This window comes from Mycobacterium sp. VKM Ac-1816D (assembly GCF_000416385.1).
Taxonomy (GTDB): Bacteria; Actinomycetota; Actinomycetes; order Mycobacteriales; family Mycobacteriaceae; genus Mycobacterium; species Mycobacterium neoaurum_A.
On sequence record NZ_AOHQ01000145.1, the window covers coordinates 46649 to 67108 of the forward strand.

The 20460-nt window shown below is 67.7% G+C and carries 12 protein-coding genes and 1 pseudogene; 8 read left to right on the forward strand and 5 right to left on the reverse strand.

Annotated elements, in window-relative coordinates:
- Positions 1-19 precede the first annotated feature (19 nt).
- Both G154_RS23920 and G154_RS23925 read right to left on the reverse strand, forming a co-directional pair.
- A complete protein-coding gene (locus tag G154_RS23920; protein ID WP_019511601.1) occupies positions 20-901 on the reverse strand; it encodes a DUF1295 domain-containing protein in 882 nt (293 codons plus the stop codon).
- 29 nt (positions 902-930) lie between these two features.
- Complete coding sequence (locus tag G154_RS23925; RefSeq protein ID WP_019511602.1) at positions 931-1581, reverse strand: TetR/AcrR family transcriptional regulator; 651 nt, start codon at positions 1579-1581, stop codon at positions 931-933.
- 105 nt (positions 1582-1686) lie between these two features.
- On the opposite strand from G154_RS23925, the gene G154_RS23930 reads away from it, so the two are divergent.
- The 4 genes from G154_RS23930 to G154_RS23945 are packed head-to-tail and all read left to right on the forward strand — an operon-like array spanning position 1687 to position 5507.
- Positions 1687-2928 carry a CaiB/BaiF CoA-transferase family protein gene (locus G154_RS23930; protein WP_023986079.1) on the forward strand — a complete coding sequence of 414 codons (1242 nt, stop codon included), beginning with the start codon at positions 1687-1689 and terminating at the stop codon, positions 2926-2928.
- Positions 2928-4073 carry a thiolase family protein gene (locus tag G154_RS23935; protein WP_019511604.1) on the forward strand — a complete coding sequence of 382 codons (1146 nt, stop codon included), beginning with the start codon at positions 2928-2930 and terminating at the stop codon, positions 4071-4073. The genes G154_RS23930 and G154_RS23935 overlap by 1 nt, the downstream gene beginning before the upstream one ends.
- Positions 4074-4089: 16 nt before the next feature.
- Positions 4090-5238: an acyl-CoA dehydrogenase family protein gene (locus G154_RS23940; RefSeq protein WP_019511605.1), complete on the forward strand. Its 1149-nt coding sequence runs from the start codon at positions 4090-4092 to the stop codon at positions 5236-5238.
- Between the two features lie 35 nt (positions 5239-5273).
- Entirely contained in the window at positions 5274-5507 is a 234-nt protein-coding gene (locus G154_RS23945; RefSeq protein ID WP_019511606.1) for a hypothetical protein, read from the forward strand.
- Here G154_RS23945 and G154_RS23950 read toward each other — a convergent pair.
- Positions 5501-5839, reverse strand: coding sequence for a hemophore-related protein (locus G154_RS23950; protein WP_019511607.1), 339 nt, complete (start codon positions 5837-5839; stop codon positions 5501-5503). The genes G154_RS23945 and G154_RS23950 overlap by 7 nt on opposite strands.
- Before the next feature lie 169 nt (positions 5840-6008).
- On the opposite strand from G154_RS23950, the gene G154_RS25675 reads away from it, so the two are divergent.
- Positions 6009-6611: a 2-C-methyl-D-erythritol 4-phosphate cytidylyltransferase gene (locus G154_RS25675; RefSeq protein ID WP_045546662.1), complete on the forward strand. Its 603-nt coding sequence runs from the start codon at positions 6009-6011 to the stop codon at positions 6609-6611.
- On the opposite strand, the gene G154_RS23960 is transcribed toward G154_RS25675, so the two are convergent.
- Positions 6595-7308 (reverse strand): 2-C-methyl-D-erythritol 4-phosphate cytidylyltransferase, encoded by a 714-nt coding sequence (locus G154_RS23960; protein ID WP_031601620.1) that lies wholly within the window; start codon positions 7306-7308, stop codon positions 6595-6597. The two genes, G154_RS25675 and G154_RS23960, sit on opposite strands and share 17 nt — an antisense overlap.
- A 105-nt stretch (positions 7309-7413) precedes the next feature.
- Here G154_RS23960 and G154_RS23965 point away from each other — a divergent pair, with 105 nt between their 5' ends.
- A complete protein-coding gene (locus G154_RS23965) occupies positions 7414-8622 on the forward strand; it encodes a low temperature requirement protein A (protein ID WP_019511610.1) in 1209 nt (402 codons plus the stop codon).
- Here the strand turns inward: G154_RS23965 and G154_RS23970 are convergent.
- A complete protein-coding gene (locus G154_RS23970; RefSeq protein ID WP_019511611.1) occupies positions 8612-9898 on the reverse strand; it encodes a nitrate/nitrite transporter in 1287 nt (428 codons plus the stop codon). The two genes, G154_RS23965 and G154_RS23970, sit on opposite strands and share 11 nt — an antisense overlap.
- A 229-nt stretch (positions 9899-10127) precedes the next feature.
- On the opposite strand from G154_RS23970, the pseudogene G154_RS27220 reads away from it, so the two are divergent.
- Positions 10128-10403 (forward strand): annotated as a pseudogene (locus G154_RS27220) (MerR family transcriptional regulator); the annotation flags it as partial.
- Positions 10404-11223: 820 nt separating this feature from the next.
- Positions 11224-20454 carry a type I polyketide synthase gene (locus G154_RS23980; RefSeq protein WP_019511613.1) on the forward strand — a complete coding sequence of 3077 codons (9231 nt, stop codon included), beginning with the start codon at positions 11224-11226 and terminating at the stop codon, positions 20452-20454.
- Positions 20455-20460: the final 6 nt, after the last annotated feature.

Genomic DNA, 20460 nt, shown 5'->3' on the forward strand with positions numbered 1-20460 from the left:
CAGCCGTTCGGCGTATCGGTCAGTTTTTCGGCGGCCGCGGGACGAAGCGCGACACCCGGTCGATGACGTCCTGGTAGGCGGGACGACGGGTCAGGCTGCGTTCCTCCATCATCGGGATGCTGGCGCCGAGGAACATGGCGAGGATGGCCAGCGCGCCAAGGCTCGACAGCCACCAATATTCGGGTGCGGCCGCGATACCGAACAACGCCAGTGCCGCCCAGAAACTGAACTCGCCGAAATAGTTGGGATGCCGCGACCAACTCCACAACCCCGTGTCCATCGCCTGTCCCTCCCGGCGTTCGGCGACGAACCTGTGCATCTGTACGTCGGCGACGAGTTCCAGCGCCACCGCGCCGACCCCGATGACCAGCGCCACCCAGGTCAACCAGGCCAGGCCGGAACCCGGCCGGGTGATGGCGATGTACACCGGCACCATCGCGAGGAAGACCTGCAGTGTCGGGATGAGATGGATGGCGACCAGGTCAGCCACGAACTCGAATCGTCCGGCCCGCTGTTTGAACATCGGGTAACGCCAGTCCTCGTGATGCAGTCCGGGGAATGCGTAGACCCAGTTCGCGGTCAGCCGGAGGGCCCACAGCACGATGACGACGGTGATCAGCCACGCGCGCAACGGATCGACGTCCGGGGCCGACCGATACCACCAATAGAACAGCAGCAACGGCGGGATGACGCTCCAGTAGGCGTCATAGAAGCTCGAATTGCGATAGATCCTGCTGAACACGAAGATCACCAGGGTCGCGAGAACATCGGCGATCAGGGTGTCCAGCCACAGGATGGCCGTGGACGGACCCCACCACAGCCACGCTGCGGCCATCGCCACCGCCACGAGATAGGCGCCGGTGACCAGCCCGAGTGAGCGCGCTTTGCCGATCGTCGTCATCGTCGGAGCCTACGACGGCGCGCGAACCGTCAGCCGCCGTTGGTGATCCCGTGCGCGATGAAATCCCACATCTCGTCCGCGCTGATCGAATCGTCGGCGGTGTCACCGTCACCGGACTGCGCGAAGGTCATGACGGTCTGCATCGTGATCCGGGCGATCCGGCGAGGGTCGACGAAGGGCCGCAGCCTGTCGGCCGCTGTCGCATCGGCCATCAAGTCCGACAGCAGGTTCAGCACGGGCGCCTGGGCCACCATGACCTCGGCGGGATGGGAGACCGACAGCCGGGGTGCGACATCGCTGAACAGCGGTCGCTGCCCGGCCGTCTCGGAACGTGCGGACGTGAACAGTAATCCGACGGCCATCCGCAGTCGCTGGACCGGGTCGGTGTGCCCGGCGATGGCAATACGAATCTGATCGGCCAGTTGGCCCAGCGCATCCTCGAACAGTGCGAGCAACAGTTCGTGCTTGCCGTCGAACTGCAGGTAAAAGCTGCGCAGCGACTGCCGAGACCGGTCGACCACCTCCTGGACGGTGAAGTCGGTGCTGCCCTTCTCGGCCATGATCGACTGAGCGGCTTGCAGAAAGCGCTCGACTCGCTGCGCGGCACGCAGCTTGGCCGGCCGAAGCGAGCGCTCCAGGGCGCGTTGCTTCCAGGCGGGTTCGGTGTCGCTGTCGGTCACCGGGCCAGGATACTTCCGATCTCGTTTTGTGAGAATCGCATTCTGCATCCGCGTTGCCACGGGTCGTGTCCTGCCGGTCGGCCTCGGCATGGTTATGTGATTTGTGTGACAGGTCCACTTGCCGGCATCACGATCGTTGCCATGGAGCAGGCGATATCAGCGCCGATGTGTACCAGGGTGCTCGCCGACTTCGGGGCCCGGATCATCAAGATCGAGAATCCTGACGGCGGCGATTTCGCCAGGTCCTACGACGATGTCGTCAACGGCATGGCCGCGCATTTCGTCTGGGCGAACCGGGGCAAGCATTCGGTGACGCTGAACCTCAAGTCACCCGCAGGCCTGGACGTCCTGCACCGCCTGCTGGCCGGCGCCGATGCGTTCGTCTCCAACCTCGCACCCGGCGCCACGGACCGGCTGGGGGTGGGTCCGCAGGATCTGCAGCGGCGACATCCGCACGTGATCCCCGTCCAGATCGACGGGTACGGCACCGGGGGCCCGCTCTCGGGTAGGCGCGCCTACGACCTGCTGGTGCAGGCCGAATCCGGAGCATGTGCGACCACCGGCCATCCGGGCATGCCCGCCAAACCGGGCCCGCCGGTCGCCGATATCACCACCGGCCTCTATTCGGCCCTGTCGATTCTTGCGCTCCTGGTGGGCCGGGCCGGAGGCGGTGGCGATACTGCGCCGGCGGTCTCGGTGAGCTTGTTCGACACCATGACCGACATCATGGGATATCCGCTGACCTACGCCCAGCATTCCGGAATGGACCAGCAGCCCTTGGGAATGGGTTCACCGGCCGTCGCGCCGTACGGAGCGTTCGGAACCCGCGACGGACAGACGGTGGTACTCGGAACAACCAACGATCGAGAGTGGCAGCGACTCGCCCGGGAGATCATCGATCGTCCCGACCTGGCCGACGACCCGCGCCTGGCGACCAACGTCCAGCGGTGCGCGCACCGCGACGAACTCAACGCTGCGATCGAATCATGGTGCGCTCGGCACGATCTCGAGGACATCCAGCGAACCGCCGATGCCGCCGGGATAGGGAACTCACGCTTCAACACCCCCAGCGAGGTCGTCAATCACCGGCATCTGACGGCCCGCGACCGGTGGCGGGCGGTCGATACGCCGCACGGTGAGATCACCGCGTTGCTTCCGCCTCCCATCATCACCGGCTTCGAGCTGGGCATGGGAGCGGTTCCGGGACTCGGTGAGCACACCGATACCGTGCTGGCCGAAATCGGTTACAGCGAAACAGAAGTGGCCGCCTTGCGCGATGCGGGTGCAATTGGGCCGGAATTCATCGACACCAGGGCGCACCCGCCCACGACGAAGGAGCAGGCGTGATGCGCGAGACCGTCATCGTAGGAGCCGTGCGCACCCCGGTCGGAAAGCGCAACGGCGGTCTGTCCGAGCAGCACGCCGCGGACCTGTCCGCCATGGTGCTCAACGAACTGTCCGAACGCACCGGCGTGGACCCGACACTCGTCGACGATGTGGTCTGGGGCTGCGTATCGCAGGTGGGTGATCAATCGAGCAACATCGGTCGCTACGCGGTGTTGGCGGCCGGCTGGCCGGAATCGATCCCGGGTACCACGGTGAACCGGGCGTGCGGATCGAGCCAACAGGCGCTGGACTTCGCTGTGCAGGCCGTCATGTCGGGTCAGCAAGATGTGGTGGTCGCCGGTGGAGTCGAGGTGATGAGCCGCGTCCCGCTGGGGGCTGCGCGCGCCACAGGACAGCCATACGGACCGAAAGTGCTTGCCCGATATGACGATTTCACCTTCAATCAGGGTCTCTCCGCCGAAATGATCTGCCAGAAGTGGGAGCTCTCTCGGGGGCGCTGTGACGAGTATTCCGCGCGGTCGCACGAACGTGCCGCTGCGGCGCAGGATTCCGGTGCCTTCATCGATCAGATCATGCCGGTGTTCACCGAAACCGACGTGATCACCCTCGACGAGGGTGTCCGACGGGGCACCACGGTCGATACCCTCGCCGGTCTCAAACCGGCTTTCACCGAGGACGGCATCATCCACGCCGGGAACTCCTCACAGATCTCCGACGGGGCGGCAGCGCTGCTGGTCATGAGCTCCGACCAGGCGCTGAACCTTGGTCTGACGCCGCTGGTCCGCTATCGGGCGGGGGCGGTCACCGGAGCAGACCCGGTGCTGATGTTGACCGCTCCCATTCCGGCGACCGAGAAGGTGTTGCGCAAGGCCGGCGTCGCGATCGACGAGGTGGGTGTGTTCGAGGTCAACGAGGCGTTTGCGCCGGTTCCGCTGGCCTGGCTGGCCGAGACCGGGGTGGACGAGGCCAGGCTCAATCCGCTCGGCGGCGCCATCTCGTTGGGCCACCCGCTCGGCGCATCGGGTGCGGTGCTGATGACCCGGATGATCCACCATATGCGCGACAACGGTATTCGGTACGGATTGCAGACCATGTGTGAGGGCGGTGGGACCGCCAACGCCACCCTCGTCGAGCTCGTGGCCTGAGCGAAGGGAGCCTGCAGTGCAACGAGATCTGTTCACCGAGGACCACGAGGCGTTCCGTGAGCTCGCCCGCGACTTCGTCGAGAAGGAGGTCGTGCCCGCATATCCCGACTGGGAAAAGGCCGGCCGCATGCCGCGCGCGGTGTTCGAGAAGATGGGTGCGCTGGGCATGTTGGGCATGGCCATTCCCGAGGAGTACGGGGGAGGGGGCGAACCGGACTACCGCTACAACGTGGTGCTGCAGGAAGAGGCGGCCCGCGCGCTGGTGACGTTGTCCACGGTGCGCACCCAGCTCGAGGTGATCCTGCCGTACTTCCTGCACTACGCCGACGAGCAACAGCGCAGCCGCTGGTTCCCCGGGCTGGCCGACGGCACGCTGCTGACCGCGGTCGCGATGACCGAACCCGGCACCGGATCGGATCTGGCCGGTATGCGGACCTCGGCGGTCCGTGATGGTGAGGACTGGATCCTCAACGGCGCCAAGACTTTCATCACCGGCGGTATGCAAGCCGACCTGGTGATCGTCGTTGCGCGCACCGCCACCGACCCGGACAACCGGCGCAAGGGTCTGACGCTTTTCGTCGTGGAGGACGGGATGCCCGGATTCACCAGGGGCCGTGAGTTGGAGAAGATGGGCTGCAAGGTCCAGGACACCGCGGAGCTGTCGTTCGTCGATGTGCGGGTGCCCGCCGCCAATGTGCTCGGGCAGGAAGGTGAGGCATTCGGATACCTGGGGCAGAACCTGCCCCAGGAGCGGCTCACCATCGCGGTGGGGTCGGTGGCCCAGGCACGCTCGGCGATAGCCGAGGCCATCCGCTACACCAGGGACCGGACGATCTTCGGGGCGTCGGTCTCGTCATTCCAGAACACCAAGTTCGAGCTGGCTGCCTGCTCTGCGGAGGTCGAGGCGGGCCAGGCGATGCTCGACCGTGCCGTGGCCCTGCTGGTCGCCGGTGAGCTGTCGGGCGCCGACGCGGCCCGGGTCAAATTATTCTGCACCGAGATGCAGGCCAGGGTGGTCGATCGCTGCCTGCAGTTGTTCGGTGGCTACGGCTACATGATGGAGTATCCGATCGCCCGGTTGTACACCGATGCCCGGGTGGCGCGGATCTATGCCGGAACCAGCGAGGTCATGAAGGTGATCATCGCGAAATCGCTCGGTCTGTAGGCGGTGTCCGCTGCGTGCCCTGGCACACTCGTCCCATGGCGCTGCGCATCGCCGGATTCACATTCAGTCTGATGGCCCTGGTGGCCGGCGGCTTGCAGCTGTGGGCCTATGCCGAGTCCGACTGGCCACGGCACCTGATCCTCGGGGTGTTCGCCTGTGCGGTGGGAGTGAGCGTGCTCGCGGCGTCCTCGCGAAAGCGAAATGTCCCGCCCTCCGAACCGGAGGACGGGACATTCGACAAGCGTGATCGGTACCGCGGTGATCAGTAGTTGTTGCAGGTACCCGCGAGGTTCTGCACCGCGCCCAGGTAGCTGGCGGCACCCGGGTAGGCAGCGATCTGGTTGACCGTGTTCTGACGCTCCACCGGTCCCGAGGACAGGAAGGACCGCAGCATGCCCAGGGCCATCGGCTGAGCGTTGAACTGCGCGGCCAGATCGGGCTGCTGGGCATTCATCGCGGCCATCACCTGGTCGTATGTGCAGGTCGTGTTGACGACACTGCTGAGGTCGGGCTGGGCAGAGGCGATCCCGGCCGACATCGGCAGTGCTACTGCGATCCCGCCGATCACGACGGCAAGCTTCGTGCGCGACACCTTGAGCATGTGGTTTATACCTTTCCCCACCCGACTGATTCGGGCGACATCCCTCTGTCGTGCGGGATGGCTGATTTGTTACACACCTTTGTGATCAAAAGGCTAACAGGATCGCCATTGATCCGTGCAAGCTCTTTACCCGGCCATCACGCTGGGCAAACGGGCTACCCTGACCGCCGTGGAACTCACCGCTGTCATCGTGTTCGCGCCCCAGGAGAACCCGGGCGGCGCGCTCACGCCGCTGTGCGGTGACCCTGCCGTGCGTCGAATGGTGCGATCGCTGTCCCGGGTGGCCCGCCATGTGTTGGTGGTCGTCGACGAGGCCTTCGCGGACCGATTCGATGCGGCACTGGCCGGCCTGCCCACCGAGATCCTGCCCGTCGACGCTTCCGCGACCCGAGCGGACTGCCTCGCGCTGGCCGGGGTGCGCGCCGGTCGCCGCGGCGCCACCCACGTGCTGCTGGCCGATCACCGTCACCCGCTCATGGCGCCGGACATGATCGACAGGGTCGTCAGTGCCCTGGCCGACGGCGCCGAGCTGGTGGTGCCGGTGCTGCCGGTCACCGACACGGTGAAGACCGTCGATGCCGGGGGCACCATCACCGCGACGGTGGCCCGCTCCACCTTGCGGCTGCTGCAGTATCCGCGGGGAATGCGTGCAGACCGCCTACCCGTTGAAAGCCTGGCCGGCGCGGTCACCGTGGACGGTGATGCCGATGCGGTGTCGGTGGAGCTACCCGCGGATGCGGCGCTGCTGGAGGCCGTCATCGCCTGCCGGTGAGCAGGTGCTCTGCCAGCCGGATGTCCGGCGGGTAGGTGACCTTGAGATTGCTTGCCGCACCGGGGAATACACGCACATCGGCATCGGTGAAGTGTTGTACGCAGGCCGAGGTGTCGGTGCCGTCGAAGGCCTCGGCGTCGGCGCGGCGGTAGGCCGCCAGCAGGGGCTCGGCGCGGAAAGCCTGCGGCGTCTGCACCCGCACCATTGATTCGGTGAGCGGATGCAGACCGTCCTGCCCGGCCCTGGCCAATCCGACCGCGTCGATTCCCGGGACCGCGCCGCCGAAGCGCCGTGCGGTGTCCAGGGCCGCGCGCATCATCTCCGGCCCGGCCAGCGGGCGGGCGGCGTCATGGATGAGAACGACGTCCACGGCCCCGGATTCGATATCGGCAGCGATGTGGCAGAGCATGTTGAACTCGGATTCGTGCCGGGTGTCGCCGCCCTCGACGAGTTCGATGGTGCGGTCCGGGAGCTCGGCGCGCACCATCGCTTCGGCGATATCGAACTCACCGCGCCGGTAGACCAGGATCACCCGACCGATCTCCGGTGTGTCGGCCACCGCGCGCAGCGACCAGGCCAGCATCGGCCTGCCGGCCAGCGCCAGGTAGGCCTTGTTTCCGTCGGCTCCGACACGTGAACCGATGCCTGCGGCGAGCACGACGCCAACGGCAGTGGCAGGGTCACCGGTCGGGGGCACGCGCCCACGCTAGCGTGTTGAATCTTGTCGGTGACCGGCGCGCGCCGGTGGGAGGGGGAATCTGCGGTGAGCACTGTCGACAGGCGGCCGCGCGGCATATCGGTCATGTCCGGGCGCGATCCGCACGAGTCGCACCGGGTGGCCTCCCCGCTGGAGCTGCTGTTCGACCTGACATTCGTCATCGCCTTCGGAGTCGCGGCGTCGCAGTTCGCCCACGCCTTCGCCGCCGGGCACATCGGCGCGGGTCTGGCCGGATTCGCCTTCGCGATCTTCGCCGTGTGCTGGGCGTGGATCAACTTCACCTGGTTCGCGTCGGCATACGACACCGATGACTGGGTGTACCGGCTGACGACCATGCTGCAGATGGTGGGCGTGTTGATCCTGGCGCTCGGGCTACCCGCCATGTTTGCCTCGTTGGAGCACGGCGGGCACGTCGACAACGTGGTGATGGTGGCCGGTTATGTGGTCATGCGCGTCGCGATGGTGGCGCAATGGCTGCGGGCCGCGCGTCAGGATCCGCCGCGGCGGCGGGCCTGCCTGACCTACGCCACGATCATCTCGGTAGCCCAGATCGGTTGGATCGCAGTGATTCTGCTGCACACCGGGCTGCTCGTGACGGGCCTGCTGGTGATCGCGCTGACCCTGTTCGAGATGGCAGGTCCGGTGGTGGCCGAACGCCGCGCGGGCGGCACACCGTGGCATGCCCACCACATCGCCGAGCGGTACGGGTTGATGGCCATCATCGCCCTCGGTGAGGGGGTCGTGGGCACGGTGGCGACGTTGACAGCGGTGGTGTCGGACCACGGCTGGAGTACCGAGGCGATCCTGGTCGCGGTCGCCGGTATCGGCCTGACCTTCGGCATGTGGTGGATGTACTTCATGGTGCCCGCGGGGGAGTTGTTGCACGTCCACCGCGAGACCTCGTTCTGGTTCGGTTACCTGCCCATCGTGTTGTATGGAGCGATCGTCGGCACCGGCGCGGGTCTGCACCTGGCGGCCTACTACCTGGAGGAGCACTCCGAGCTCGGGTCGGCGGCCTGCGTGGCGACCGTGGCGGTGCCGGTGGCGGTCTACATCTGGCTGATCTACCTGTTGCACGCCCTGATGCTGCGGACCACCAGCCGGGTTCATCTGGTGCTCAGTCTGCTGGCCAGCGCAGTGCTGGCCGGTTCGGTGCTGCTCGCGGCCTCCGGGGTGCCCATCGCGGTGTGCCTGCTGGTGACCACGCTGGCGCCGGTGGTGGTGGTCATCGGCCACGAAACGGTCGGGCACCGGCACACAGCGGCGGCGGTGGCGGCGCGTATCAGCGCCTGAGGTCGGTCGGCTCCGGATCGAAGGTTTCCAGCAACCACCGGTCGGAGGCGTCGCCCTGCAGTCCCAACTGCCGCCGGGTCTTACGCCGGGTCACCAGGATGCCGATCACGGCGACGGCCCACACCACGTACTGAACCGTCCAGGCGAGCCGGAACGACTCGGGGGAGTATCCGCCCGCGACGTCCAGGATCCAGCCCATTGCCTGCATCAGCATCAGTGAGGCCAGAAATCCCCCCATGTTGACCATGCCCTGTGCCGTGCCCAGCGTCGCGCTGGGATTGAAGGTCCGGGCAAAGTCGAAACCGACCATCGAACCCGGGCCGCCGACGGAGATGATCACCACCAGCACGACCAACAGCCACAACGGTGCCTGGCCGGGCATGGCCAGCACGACCGTCCAGATGGCGGCGTTGCTGCCGATGATCGCCAGGACGAAGCGGGACCGGCGATGCGGGAATCGGCCACACAGGATGCCGAGCACCACCCCGGCGGCGACCGCCGTCAGGACCGAGATGGTCAACAGCATCCCGGCGACACCGCGGGTCTGACCCTGCGCGGTGGTCACGTAGGGGACGCCCCACATCAACGCGAAAGCGGTCACCGAGAACTGGGTGCCCATATGGGTGAAGAACCCGAGTCGGGTACCCGGACGCAGCCAGACGGTACGGACGTTGGCCAGGGTCGCCCGCACACTCAGCGCGGACGTGGTGGCCGGCCTGCCGTCGGGGGTGTTGCGGATCAACGCCGCTGCCAGCACCATGGCGAGCACGGCGAAGGCAGCGACCGACAGGTACGCCGGGGTCCACCCGGCGACACCCAGCAATGTCAGGAACGGCACGGCCGAGAGCACCTGGCCGAACTGGCCGCTGATGCCGGTGAGCTGGGTCAACAGCGGGACCCGCCGGGCGGGGAACCAGTGCGGCACCAAGCGCAGCACCGAGATGAAGGTGATGGCATCCCCGAGTCCGACGATGGCGCGGGCGGTCAGCGCCATCGGCAGGGATTGGGTCAGCGCGATCGCGAGCTGTCCGCCCGCCATGAGGGCTGCGCCGGAGATGATCAACACCTTGGACCCGTGCCGGTCCAGCAACACTCCCGCAGGAACCTGCGCCGCGGCGTAGACGATGATCTGCAGCACCACGAAGGTGGACAACACGCTCGGCCCGGCGTGGAAGCGTTCGCCCGCCTCGAGACCGGAGACGCCGAGGGTGGTGCGGTTGAGCACGGCCACGATATAGGCCAGCAATCCGGTGGCCCAGACGATCCAGGGACGCACGGCACCGGCCCCTTCCGTCGTCTCGGGTGGTCGTATCGGTTGGCAAGAATGGTCCCAAATTGATGGGACGAATTGCGAATCATTTTCCGGTGACATCTCTCACCGGGTTGCCATGTCGCGCATCGGTGCTGTTTCTAAGCGTTCTATCAGTTTGCTCGAAGAGCACCACCGCGCGCTACAGTGTGATCATGACCGTGCATGTCGGCGGCCAGCGTGCGGCGGTGGCCGCGTGACTTCGACCGAATATCGCCTGCACGACCTCGCTCGTGCATCCGGGGTCAGTGCGCGCAATATTCGCGCCTACCGCGAGCGCGGGTTGCTGGATCCACCGCGCCGGGTGGGGCGTGCGGCTTTCTACGATGCCGCGCATCTGGGGCAATTGCAGACCATCGATCGGTTGCTCGCGCGCGGGTTCACCTCGGCGCACATCGCCGAATTCTTCGAGACCGTCCGCGCCGGCGGCGATGTGGGCGACGTACTGGGGCTGGACGCGGCAATCCTGGGGCCTCGGCAACCTATGGGCGGTGCGCACCGCGATCCGCGGGAGTACGCAGAGGGGGCCTCTGCGATCTCCGAAGCCATCCGCGACGGTGTGGATTCGCTTGCCGCCGAGGCGGTCGCGGCGTGGCGGGCGGCCGCCCCTGGCGTCGTCGGTCCCGAGGATCTGGTCGGTTTGGTGGCCGGACGGGTGGAGCGGGTGATGTGTGGCCTGGTATCCGAAGCGGCGCCGGTCGCATCGGGACGCGGGCCAAAACTTACCGATCAGTAATAATTTCCAGCAAACTCCGCAAACTACCCAGATTGCGACACCGGACACTTTGGGTCCGAGTGTCATTTCTCGGCGGCGGTCGCCACCGCGCCGAGCGGCGGCGGAGACCGCGGAATTCTTAGATAACGATTTGATAACGGCATAGCGCTGATCTGGGAAGTTATAGCTACTCGACCGTAACCACCCGCATGCAGGACGTTTGTCCCGGAGGCGTTTGCACGCGCTTGTGACCGTCGTTACCCAACATCTGGTTACCCGGGCGTAGAACTCGCCAGTAACCATTTGAACGCGAAAAACGACCCCGATCCTTATGACACTCTTAGTGGGGCGGGATTGGCCGTCGGACACGTCCAGGACCGGATTCCATCGATACCCGGACAGCCCCGGACGTACACCGGCCCGCCGACGATTCAGAGCTGAATCGTCACACAGACCACAGACCACAGGACGAGTCGGACCGCCGGGGACCGATTCGCTTCCCGCCGCGACGGCGCGGCACACGGGTACGACAAGCGTGAGTGCGTGACAAAGACTGCACCGAGGGAGAGAACACGACGTGACGATCAACGAACACGACAGGGTGACGGCCGGTAAGAACGGCTTGAAGGATGGTTCGTTGGGTGGCGCACACGCTCTGGTCGACCTGCTCAATGCCGGCGAGCCGTATGCCGTCGCATTCGGCGGGCAGGGTGGCGCGTGGCTGGAGAGCCTGGAGGAGCTGGTCAGCTCCGCGGGCATCGAGTCCGAGCTGAGCGAACTGGTCGGCGAGGCGGCACTGCTGCTCGAGCCGGTTGCCCGGGAGCTCGTCGTCGTCCGCCCGATCGGCTTCGAGCCGCTGCAGTGGGTTCGCGCGCTGGCAGCCGAGGAGCCGCTGCCCGACACCAAGCAGCTCACCACCGCCGCCATCTCCGGCCCCGGCATCCTGCTGACCCAGATGGCCGCGATCCGCGCCCTGACCCGGCAGGGGCTCGACCTGATGGGCACCCCACCCGTGGCCATGGCCGGCCACTCCCAGGGCATCTTGGGCGTCGAGTCGCTGAAGGTGAAGGGCACCCGCGACGCGGAGCTGCTCGCCCTGCTGCAGCTGATCGGTGCCGCCGGTTCCCTGGTCTCACGCCGGCGCGGCATGGTCGGCCGCGGTGACAAGTCGCCGATGGTCTCGGTGACCAACGTCGACCCGGACCGGATCGCCGAGCTGCTCGAAGATTTCTCCACCGACGTGCGCACCGTGCTGCCCCCGGTGCTCTCGATCCGCAACGGCCGCCGCTCGGTGGTCATCACCGGCACTCCCGAACAGCTCGGTCGCTTCGAGCTGTACTGCTCGAAGATCACCGAGAAGGAAGAGGCCGAGCGCAAGAACAAGCTGCGCGGTGGCGCGGTGTTCGCGCCCGTCTTCAACCCCATCCAGGTCGAGGTCGGCTTCCACACCCCGCGCCTGGCCGACGGCGTCGCGCTGGTCGATCGTTGGGCCGCCAAGATCGGCATCGACACCGAACTCGCCCACGCGATGACCGAGTCCATCTTCGTCAACCCGATCGACTGGGTCTCCGACGTCGAGGCGCTGCACACCGCGGGCGCCCGCTGGATCATCGACCTCGGCCCCGCCGACACCGTCACCCGGCTGACCGCGCCGGTCATCCGCGGACTCGGCATCGGCATCGTGCCCGCCGCCACCCGCGCCGGCCAACGCAGCCTGTTCACCGTGGGCGCCGTGCCCGAGGTGCCCGCCCCGTGGACCAGCTACGCCCCGTCGACGGTCACCCTGCCCGACGGGTCGGTGAAGCTGTCCACCAAGTTCACCCGCCTCACCGGCCGGTCGCCGATCCTGCTGGCGGGGATGACCCCGACCACCGTGGACGCCAAGATCGTCGCCGCGGCCGCCAACGCCGGCCACTGGGCCGAGCTGGCCGGTGGCGGCCAGGTCACCGAAAAGATCTTCGAGGACCGCCTTGAGGACCTGGCCGAGCTCTTGGAGCCGGGCCGGGCCATCCAGTTCAACTCGCTGTTCCTGGACCCCTACCTTTGGAAGCTGCAGCTCGGCGGCAAGCGCATCGTGCAGAAGGCGCGCCAGTCCGGTGCGCCCATCGACGGTGTCGTGGTCACCGCGGGCATCCCCGAGCTCGACGAGGCCGTCGCGCTGATCGAGGAGCTCAACGAGATCGGCATCACCCACGTGGTGTTCAAGCCGGGCACCGTCGACCAGATCAAGGCCGTCATCAAGATCGCCGCCGAGGTGCCCGATAAGGACGTCATCGCCCATATCGAGGGTGGCCGCGCCGGTGGCCACCACTCGTGGGAGGACCTCGACGATCTGCTCCTGAGCACCTACGCCGACCTGCGCAAGCTGTCCAACATCACCATCTGCGTCGGTGGCGGCATCGGCACCCCCGAGCGGGCCGCCGACTACCTGGCCGGCCGGTGGTCGCAGACCTACGGCTTCCCGCTGATGCCGGTCGACGGCATCCTCGTCGGCACCGCCGCGATGGCCACCCTTGAGGCCACCACCTCGCCTGCGGTCAAGCAGCTGCTGGTCGACACCAAGGGCACCGATGTCTGGGTGGGCGCCGGAAAGGCCCAGGGTGGCATGGCATCCGGGCGTAGCCAGCTCGGTGCCGACATCCACGAGATCGACAACACCGCCTCCCGCTGTGGTCGGCTGCTCGACGAGGTCGCCGGTGACGCCGACGCCGTGGCCGAGCGTCGCGACGAGATCATCGCCGCGATGGCCGACACCGCCAAGCCGTACTTCGGTGACCTCGCCGACATGACCTACCTGCAGTGGCTGGACCGCTACGTGGAGTTGGCCATCGGCGATGGCGACTCGACCGCGGACACCAAGTCCGAGGACTCGCCGTGGCTGGACATCACCTGGCGCGACCGCTTCGAGGAGATGCTCAAGCGCGCCGAGGCCCGCCTGCATCCCAAGGATTCCGGCCCGATCGACACCCTGTTCGCCAAGAGCCCCGAAGGTGTTGCGCTGCTGGAGCATCCGGCCGCCGCCGTCGACACGTTGCTCAACCGGTACCCGGACGCCGAGACCCTCAAGCTGCACCCGGCCGACGTCCCGTTCTTCGTCACACTGTGCAAGACGCCGGGCAAGCCGGTGAACTTCGTGCCGGTCATCGACAAGGACGTCCGCCGCTGGTGGCGCAGCGACTCGCTGTGGCAAGCGCACGACGCGCGCTACACCGCCGACCAGGTCTGCATCATCCCGGGCACCGCCGCCGTCGCGGGTATCACCCGTGTCGACGAGCCCGTCGGTGAACTGCTCGACCGCTTCGAGCAGGCCGCCATCGACGAGGTCGTCGCCTCCGGCGCCACCCCGGTGCCCGTCGTCTCGCGCCGGCAGGCCAATCCCGGTGCCACCGGACCCATTGCCGTGGTGCTGGATTCGCCCGACGTGCTGTGGGCGGGCCGCACCGCGATCAACCCGGTGCACCGGATCGGCGCCCCGGGCGAATGGCAGGTCAACGAGAACCGCGCCGCGACACACCCGTCGACCGGTTCGCGCCTCGAGCTCACCGACGAGGGTGTGACGCTGAGCGTTCCGCTGAGTGACATCTGGATCGACATCAAGCTCACGCTGCCCGCCGCCACCGTCAACGGTGGTATGCCGGTCGTCACCACCGAGGATGCCGCCGCGGCCATGCGCGCCGTGCTCGCCATCGCCGCCGGCGTCGACGGCGTCGACGCGCTGCCGGCCGTCGTGGACAACACCGCCACCGTCACCGTCGGCTGGGATCCCGAGGAGGTCGCCGACCACACCGGTGTCACCGCCACCTTCGGCGCCCCGCTGGCCCCCGGACTGACCCTGGTTCCGGACGCCCTGGTCGGTAAGTGCTGGCCCGCGGTGTTCGCCACCATCGGCGCCGCGGTCACCGAGGCCGGATTCCCGGTCATCGAGGGCCTGCTGAGCCTGGTGCACCTGGATCACGCCGCCCACCTGCTGGCGCCGATGCCCAAGGACGCCGCCGAATTGACGGTCACCGCAACGGCTTCGGCCGCCATCGACACCGAGGTCGGCCGTGTCGTGCCGGTCGAGGTCATCATCAGTGACGCTCAGGGCGCCGAATTGGCCCGTCTGGTCGAGCGTTTCGCCATCCGTGGACGCACCGGCGCCGTCGAGTTGGAAGATCCCATTCGCGCCGGTGGTGCGATGACCGACAACGCGACCGACACCCCGCGTCGCCGTCGTCGTGACGTCACCATGACCGCGCCCACCGATATGAGCGCGTTCGCCGTGGTGTCCGGTGACCACAACCCGATCCACACCGACCGCGCCGCAGCGCTTCTCGCGGGCCTGAAGGGCCCGATCGTGCACGGCATGTGGCTCTCGGCCGCCGCGCAGCACGTCGTCACCGCCACCGACGGGCGCGCCACCCCGCCGGCCCGTCTGGTGGGCTGGACCTCCCGTTTCCTGGGCATGGTGCTGCCGGGCGACGAGATCGAGTTCCGTGTCGACCGGGTCGGCATCGACCGCGGCGCGGAGATCATCGAGGTGACCGCCAAGGTCGGCGGCGATCTGGTGATGGCCGCCTCGGCGCAGCTGGCCGCGCCGAAGACGGTGTACGCCTTCCCCGGTCAGGGCATTCAGCACAAGGGCATGGGCATGGAGGTCCGGGCCCGGTCCAAGGCCGCCCGCAAGGTGTGGGACATCGCCGACAAGTTCACCCGCGACACGCTGGGCTTCTCGGTGCTGCACGTGGTCAAGGACAACCCGACCAGCCTGATCGCCTCCGGCGTGCACTACCACCATCCCGAGGGCGTGCTGTACCTGACGCAGTTCACCCAGGTCGCCATGGCCACCGTGGCCGCCGCGCAGGTCGCCGAGATGCGCGAGCAGGGTGCGTTCGTCGAAGGTGCCATCGCCTGTGGTCACTCCGTCGGTGAATACACCGCGCTGGCCTGTGTCTCGGGCGTCTACGAACTGCCGGCCCTGCTGGAGGTCGTGTTCCACCGCGGCTCCAAGATGCACGACATCGTCCCGCGTGACGAGAAGGGCCGGTCCAACTACCGGCTGGCCGCGATCCGACCGTCGCAGATCGACCTCGACGATGACGACGTCACCGCCTTCGTCGCCGAGATCTCCGAGCGCACCGGGGAATTCCTGCAGATCGTGAACTTCAACCTGCGTGGCTCGCAGTACGCCATCGCCGGTACGGTCCGCGGCCTGGAGGCCCTGGAGGAGGAGATCGAGCGGCGTCGCGAGATCAGCGGTGGCAAGCGGTCGTTCATCCTGGTTCCCGGTATCGACGTGCCGTTCCACTCCGAGGTGTTGCGTGTCGGCGTCGCCGACTTCCGGCGCTCGCTGGAGCGCGTGATGCCCACCGATGCCGATCCGGAACTGCTGGTGGGCAAGTACATCCCGAACCTGGTGCCGCGTCCGTTCACCCTGGATCGTGACTTCATCCAGGAGATCCGCGATCTGGTGCCCGCCGAGCCGCTGGACGAGGTGCTCGCCGATTACGACACCTGGCGTAACGAGCGTCCGCGTGAGCTGATGCGCAAGATCGTCATCGAGCTGCTGGCCTGGCAGTTCGCCAGCCCGGTGCGCTGGATCGAGACCCAGGACCTGCTGTTCATCGAGGAGGCCGCAGGTGGCCTCGGTGTCGAGCGGTTCGTCGAGATCGGTGTGAAGACCGCGCCGACGGTGGCCGGCCTGGCGACCAACACGCTGAAGTTGCCGGAGTACTCGCACAGCACCACCGAGGTGCTCAACGCCGAGCGTGACGCCGCGGTGCTGTTCGCCACCGACACCGATCCCGAGCCCGAGGTCGAGGAGATCGCAGCGGTTGCCTCGGCTCCCGAGTCGGCGCCCGCGGCAGCGGCTCCGGCCGCCGCCCCGGCCCCCTCGGCCGCCCCGTCGGGTGGACCGCGTCCGGACGACATCACCTTTGACGCGGCCGATGCCACGCTGGTGCTCATCGCGCTGGCAGCCAAGATGCGCATCGACCAGATCGAACCGCTGGACTCCATCGAGTCGATCACCGACGGCGCGTCCTCGCGCCGCAACCAGATGCTGGTCGACCTGGGCTCCGAGCTGAACCTCGGTGCCATCGACGGCGCCGCCGAGGCCGATCTGTCCGGTCTCAAGGCGCAGGTGACCAAGCTGGCCCGCACCTACAAGCCGTTCGGCCCGGTGCTGTCGGACTCGATCAACGATCAGCTGCGGACCGTCTTCGGCCCCTCGGGCAAGCGTCCGGCCTACATCGCCGAACGTGTCGCCAAGACATGGGAACTGGGACCGGGCTGGGCCAAGCACGTGACCGCCGAGGTTGCGCTGGGCACCCGCGAGGGCTCCAGTGTCCGCGGTGGCAACATGGGCGGCCTGCACGAGGGCGCCCTGGCCGATGCGGCCTCGGTCGACAAGGTCATCGATGCCGCAGTCACCGCGGTCGGTGCGCGCAAGGGCATCCCGGTCAGCCTGCCGTCCTCCGGCGCCGCCGGTGGCGGTGTCGTCGACTCGGCAGCCCTCGGCGAATTCGCCGAGCAGGTCACCGGACCCAACGGTGTGCTGGCCAACGCGGCCCGCACCATCCTTGGCCAGCTGGGGCTCGACAGCCCGGTCAGCGCTCCGGAGACCGTCAGCGACGCCGATCTGATCGACCTGGTGACCACCGAACTCGGATCGGACTGGCCGCGTCTGGTCTCACCGGTGTTCGATGCCCGCAAGGCCGTCGTGTTCGACGACCGGTGGGCAAGCGCCCGTGAGGATCTGGCCCGGTTGTGGCTGCTCGACGAGAGCGAGATCGACTCCGACTGGCAGCGGTTGTCCGAGCGTTTCGAGGGTGCGGGCAATGTCGTCGGCACGCAGGCCAGCTGGTGGCAGGGCAAGGCCCTGGCTGCCGGCCGCAACGTCCACGCGGCGCTGTACGGCCGGGCTGCCGCCGGTGCGGAGAACCCGGACAAGGGCGGCTACGCAGGAGAGGTGGCCGTCGTGACCGGTGCCTCCAAGGGCTCGATCGCCGCGTCGGTGGTGTCCCAGCTGCTCGCCGGTGGTGCGACCGTGATCGCGACCACCTCACGCCTGGACGATGACCGGTTGGCGTTCTACCGCAAGCTGTATCGCGACAGTGCCCGCTTCGATGCGACGCTGTGGGTGGTGCCCGCCAACATGGCCTCCTACGCCGATATCGACGCATTGGTCGAGTGGGTCGGCAGTGAGCAGACCGAGAACCTGGGGCCCAAGGCCATCCACCTCAAGGATGCGCAGAACCCGACGCTGCTGTTCCCGTTCGCCGCACCGCGGGTCAGCGGGGACCTGTCGGAGGCGGGCGCGCGCTCCGAGATGGAGATGAAGGTCTTGCTGTGGGCCGTGCAGCGGCTCATCGCCGGCCTGTCGCACATCGGTTCGGAGCGCGATATCGCCTCCCGCCTGCACGTCGTGCTGCCGGGTTCGCCCAACCGCGGCATGTTCGGCGGGGACGGCGCCTACGGCGAGGCCAAGGCGGCCCTCGACGCCGTCGTCACCCGGTGGAAGGCCGAATCCTCATGGAGCCAGCGGGTTTCGCTGGCGCACGCGTTGATCGGCTGGACCAAGGGCACCGGCCTGATGGGTCACAACGACGCGATCGTCGGTGCGGTCGAAGAGGCGGGTCTGACCACCTACACGACCGAAGAGATGGCCTCGATGTTGTTGTCGCTGTGCGATATCAACTCCAAGGTCGCCGCCGCGCGTGAGCCGATCCAGGTCGACATGACCGGCGGGCTCGGCGAGATCGAGATCGACATGGCCGAGCTGGCCGCCAAGGCTCGTGAGGAGATGGCCTCGGCCGGCTCCGACGAGGACGACGAGGACGAGGCCGGGACCATCCGGGCGCTGCCCTCGCCGCCGCGCGGCTACCAGGCGGCCCCGGCTCCGGCCTGGGACGATCTGGACGTCGATCCGGCCGACATGGTCGTCATCGTCGGTGGTGCCGAACTCGGCCCGTACGGTTCGTCGCGGACCCGCTTCGAGATGGAGGTCGACGGCGAGCTGTCCGCGGCCGGCGTCCTGGAGCTGGCCTGGACCACCGGAATGGTGAAGTGGGAAGACGATCCCAAGCCGGGTTGGTACGACACCGAGACCGGTGACCTGGTCGACGAATCCGAACTGGTCGAGCGCTACCACGACGCCGTGGTGGCCAAGGTCGGCATCCGCGAGTTCGTCGACGATGGTGCCATCACCGCGGATCACACCACGCCGCTGCTGGTTTCGGTGTTCCTCGACAAGGACTTCAGCTTCGTGGTGTCCTCGGAGAGCGACGCCCGCGGCTTCGCCCAGTCCGATCCGGAACACACCGTGATCGCGCCGGTCCCCGACAGTGGTGACTGGCTGGTGACCCGTAAGGCGGGCACCGAGATCCGGGTGCCGCGCAAGGCCAAGATGTCGCGCACCGTCGGCGCCCAGGTGCCGACCGGGTTCGACCCGACCGTGTACGGCGTGAGCCAGGACATGGCCAGTTCGGTCGATCGTCTCGCGCTGTGGAACCTGGTCACCACGGTGGACGCGTTCCTGACCGCGGGCTTCACCCCGGCCGAGCTGATGCGCTGGGTGCACCCGAGCCTGGTGGCCTGCACGCAGGGCACCGGTATCGGTGGGCTCACGTCCATGCAGCGGATGTTCCACGGCAACCTGCTGGGTCAGAGCAAGCCGAACGACATCCTGCAGGAGGTGTTGCCGAACGTCTTCGCCGGCCATGTCGTGCAGTCCTACATCGGCAGCTACGGCTCGATGATCCACCCGGTCGCGGCCTGCGCGACGGCGGCGGTGTCGGTCGAGGAGGGCGTCGACAAGATCAAGCTGGGCAAGGCCGATTTCGTGGTCGCCGGTGGCTATGACGACCTGACGCTGGAGGCCGTCACCGGCTTCGGTGACATGTCGGCCACCGCCGACACCGAGGTCATGCGCGCCAAGGGGATCAGCGATTCGAAGTTCTCCCGCGCCAACGATCGCCGGCGCCTCGGGTTCGTCGAATCCCAGGGCGGCGGAACGATTCTGCTGACCCGCGGCGACCTCGCGGTGCAGATGGGCCTGCCGGTGCTCGCCGTGGTGGGCTACGCCTCCTCCTTCGGCGACGGTGTGCACACCTCGATACCGGCTCCCGGGCTCGGTGCGCTGGCATCCGGTCTCGGCGGCACGCAGTCCCGCTTGGCCCGTTCACTGGCCAAGCTGGGTGTCGGTGCCGATGACATCGCGGTGATCTCCAAGCACGACACCTCGACGCTGGCAAACGATCCCAACGAGACCGAGCTGCACGAGCGGCTGGCCGCCTCGATGGGCAGGTCCAAGGGCGCGCCGCTGTTCGTGGTCAGCCAGAAGAGCCTCACCGGGCACGCCAAGGGCGGCGCGGCGGCCTTCCAGATGATGGGCCTGTGCCAGATCCTGCGTGACGGTGTCATCCCGCCGAACCGCAGCCTGGATTGCGTCGACAGCGAGCTGGACCATGCCAAGCACTTCGTGTGGTTGCGCGAGGCGCTGCACCTGGGTGAGAAGTTCCCGATCAAGGCCGGTCTGGTGACCAGCCTGGGCTTCGGGCACGTGTCCGGTCTGGTGGCGCTGGTGCACCCGCAGGCGCTGCTTGCGGCCCTGCCTGCCGATCAGCGGGCCGATTACCAGGCCCGGGCCAACGCCCGCGTGCTGGACGGTCAGCACCGGTTGGCGTCGGCCATCGCCGGCGGACCCGCGCTGTACGAGAAGCCTGCCGATCGCCGCTTCGGTGGGGACGGCCCGGAGAAGCCTCAGGAGGCGGCGATGCTGCTCGATCCCGAGGCCCGCCTCGGCGCTGACAACCACTACGCGAAGTGAGCGAAC

What these genes read in the sequence shown, in the direction of transcription:
- G154_RS23950 (WP_019511607.1), bottom strand. Translation starts at nt 5,839, where the DNA reads ATGCTCAAGGTGTCGCGCACGAAGCTTGCCGTCGTGATCGGCGGGATC.
- G154_RS23920 (WP_019511601.1), bottom strand. Translation starts at nt 901, where the DNA reads ATGACGACGATCGGCAAAGCGCGCTCACTCGGGCTGGTCACCGGCGCC.
- G154_RS23965 (WP_019511610.1), top strand. Translation starts at nt 7,414, where the DNA reads ATGTCCGGGCGCGATCCGCACGAGTCGCACCGGGTGGCCTCCCCGCTG.
- G154_RS23945 (WP_019511606.1), top strand. Translation starts at nt 5,274, where the DNA reads ATGGCGCTGCGCATCGCCGGATTCACATTCAGTCTGATGGCCCTGGTG.
- G154_RS23935 (WP_019511604.1), top strand. Translation starts at nt 2,928, where the DNA reads ATGCGCGAGACCGTCATCGTAGGAGCCGTGCGCACCCCGGTCGGAAAG.